We start from the raw sequence: 2,884 nt of genomic DNA, 5'->3' as shown, positions 1-2,884 counted from the left end.
GGACGGAGCGGTCCTGTCGCGGCGACTGCGCGTCGTCCAGCAGCGCGCGGAAGCGCTGCGCGCCGCGGCGGTCGGCATGGGGTTCGTCGCGGTCGCGCGATGACGCGCGGCCGGCGGCGGAAGTGGGTTGCGCTTGCATGGTCGTGCCTTCTGTTGCGGTTGGGAGCGGTCCGGCCTCAGGCATCCTTGTCGGATTCGCCGTCCAGCAGTGCGCTCAGCTTTTCCTGTTCGCGCAGATTGCGCAGCAGCATGGTTTCCTGCTCGGCGCGGGTTTGCGTCAGCCGCAGCCGCTCGGCGGCCAGCTCTTCCAGCTGGCGCTGCAGGGATTGGTCCTCTCCTTCCAGCCGGGAGAGCGCGGCGCGCAGCTTTTCCAGCTCGGTCTGATCGAACTGGCCGCTGCGCGCGGCCTGGAGCCGCCACTCGGCGTACAGCGCATGGCGGCGCTCGTGGATGGCGTCCCGGCGCGCGCACAGCTTCAGCTCCTCGTCCGCCAGCCGGACCAGCGCGGCGCGCAGGCTGTTTTCGCGGCGGCGCTTGATGCTCAGCAATTGGCTCAGCATGGCATCCCCGCGGCGTCGCCCAGCTCTGCCAGCGTGCGGGGGAACGCGAATCGCTCATCCACCGCTTGGCGCAGCAAGGCGTTGATCGGCGCCCGGCGCGCGATGGCGTCGTCGGCGTCGGCGTCCTGGCCCGGCCGGTATTCCCCCACCCGGACCAATAGCTCGATTTCCCGCCAGGCGGCCAGCAGCTGGCGCAGCCGGGCGGCGGCGGCGCGGTGGGGGTGGGCGCAAATCTGATGCATGACGCGGCTGACGCTGGCGAGCACGTCTATCGCCGGGAAGTGGTTGGACTCGGCCAGCTTGCGCGATAGCACGATGTGGCCGTCCAGCAGCGAGCGCACTTCTTCCGCCAGCGGGTCGGCCTTGTCTTCCATCAGCACGGTGTAAAAGGCGGTGATGCTGCCGCGGGAGGCCGGGCCGGCGCGCTCCAGCAGCCGCGGCAGCCTGGCGTACAGGCTGGGCGGGTAGCCGCCGCCGACGATAGGCTCCCCGGCGGCCAGCGCCACTTCGCGCACGGCGCGGGCGTAGCGGGTGAGGGAGTCCACCAGCAGCAGCACGCGCTGGCCGCGGTCGCGGAAGTGCTCGGCGATGGCGGTGGCGGTGGCGGCCGCCTTGATGCGCTCCAGCGCCGGACGGTCGGAAGTGGCGACCACCACCACGCTCTTGGCGCGCGCTTCCGCGCTGAGCACATGGTCGAGAAATTCGCGCACTTCGCGGCCGCGCTCGCCGATCAGCGCCAGCACGACGATGTCGGCTTCGCTGCCGGCGCAAAGCATGCCCAGCAAGGTGCTCTTGCCGCAGCCGGCCGGGGCGAAGATGCCCAGGCGCTGGCCGACGCCGACGGTGAGGGTGGCGTCGATGGCACGCACGCCGGTGGGGAGAATGGTGTCTATCACCTGGCGCTGCATGGGATCGGGCGGCTCGGCGTCGATGTCGCGCCGGGTTTCTATCCGCGGCGCGGGCAAGCCGTCCGCCGGCCGACCCAGCGCGTCCAGCACCCGGCCCCGCAGCGCGTCGCCGACGCCGATGTCGGCGCGGCGGCCGCTGGGCTGGACCAGCATGCCGCAAGACAGGCCCAGCGGCTCGCGGTAGGGAGAGAGCAGCGCCTCGTCGCCGTCCAGGCCCACCACTTCGGCCGGGTCGCCGTCCGGCAGAAAGCACAGCTCGCCCAGTCCGGCGCCAGGCAGATGGGCGCGCAGCAGGGTGGCGCCGACTTCTGACAGGCGTCCTTCCAGGAGGAAGTCCCCGCCGGCGGGCGGGGGGGGGGGCTCGATGGCGTCCAGGATGGCGTAGTAATCAGGCAGGCGCATGGCCTTCTCCTATCAGTTCGACGTGGCCCAGGATCTTCAGCTCGGCCTCGTCGCCCAACTCCTGGAACGACAGCACCGGCACGGAGAACAGATCGCGCTCGATCAGCTTGCGCACGAAGCGCCGCACATCGATGGCGGTGACCAGCGCGGCGCCGCCGGCTCCGCTTTGCTCCAGCGCGGAGCGGATTTCGCCGACGATGGCCTGGTTCTCTTCCGGCCCCAGCGCCGAGTAGGAGCCGGCCGAGGTCTGGCGGATGGATTCGCGTATGGTTTGCTCGATGTGGCCGCCGATGACCCAGGCGCTGATCCAGGGCTGGCCGCGGCGCTGGCGGCCGACGATGTGGCGGCGCAGCGCCAGCCGGGCGTATTCGGTGAGCATCACCGGGTCTTTCTCGCGCGGGGCCCATTCCACCAGGGCTTCGAATACCGCGCGCAGGTCGCGGATGGACACGCCCTCGGCTACCAGCCGCTGCAGCACGTCGGCGATGCGGCCCACCGGCAGCTGGCGCTGCAGCTCCTTCACCAGTTCGCCGTAGCGCTGCTCCATCTGGTCCATCAGGTAGCGCGCCTCCTGCACGCCGATCAGCTCGGCGGCGTAGCGGTCCAGCGCCAGCGATACCAGGTGGACGACGCGCTCGTGGTCGCGGTGAACCGTCAGACCCAGCTTGGCCAGGCCGGCGGCCTGCTCCGGCGCCACCCATTGCAGGGTGAGGCCGCCGAAGGGCAGGGCGTCGCGCGCGGCGGCCTGGGGCACCGGCGCGCTGGCGGCGTCCAGCAGCGGCAGCGGGCGCAGCTCCAACTCCAGTACCGCTTCCTGGTAGAGCAGGAAGGACAGATGGCGCGGCGGCAGGCCGGCATCCATCTGCAGCAGGATCTCCGGCAGCGGCAACCCCAGCTGCTCCAGCTTCTGCTGGCGCAGCTCGGCCAGCGCCCGCGCCAGGGCGGCGTCGCGGCCAAGCTCGGGATGGACGCGCAACAGCAGCGGAATGGCGCCGACCGGGGGCGGCATGGCGG

General features: G+C 71.6%; 3 protein-coding genes. All 3 read right to left on the bottom strand.

Going from position 1 to position 2,884, the window contains the following annotated elements; all coding sequences use genetic code 11:
- Positions 1 to 176: 176 nt before the first annotated feature.
- Positions 177 to 560 (bottom strand): hypothetical protein, encoded by a 384-nt coding sequence (locus LQR33_RS18845; RefSeq protein WP_231470082.1) that lies wholly within the window; start codon positions 558 to 560, stop codon positions 177 to 179.
- The gene (locus tag LQR33_RS18840; RefSeq protein WP_231470080.1) at positions 554 to 1,870 is read right to left on the bottom strand and encodes a FliI/YscN family ATPase; all 1,317 of its coding nucleotides are present in this window, start codon (positions 1,868 to 1,870) and stop codon (positions 554 to 556) included. The genes LQR33_RS18845 and LQR33_RS18840 overlap by 7 nt, the downstream gene beginning before the upstream one ends.
- Positions 1,857 to 2,884 (bottom strand): FHIPEP family type III secretion protein (locus tag LQR33_RS18835; protein WP_231470079.1); only part of this gene is annotated, 1,028 nt, incomplete at its 5' end. The genes LQR33_RS18840 and LQR33_RS18835, both read right to left, overlap by 14 nt.

Origin of the sequence: Chromobacterium piscinae (assembly GCF_021129175.1) — a bacterium.
GTDB classification, from domain to species: Bacteria; Pseudomonadota; Gammaproteobacteria; order Burkholderiales; family Chromobacteriaceae; genus Chromobacterium; species Chromobacterium piscinae.
Note: the sequence above shows the minus strand (reverse complement) of the source record. Positions and strands in the feature narration are given on the sequence as shown.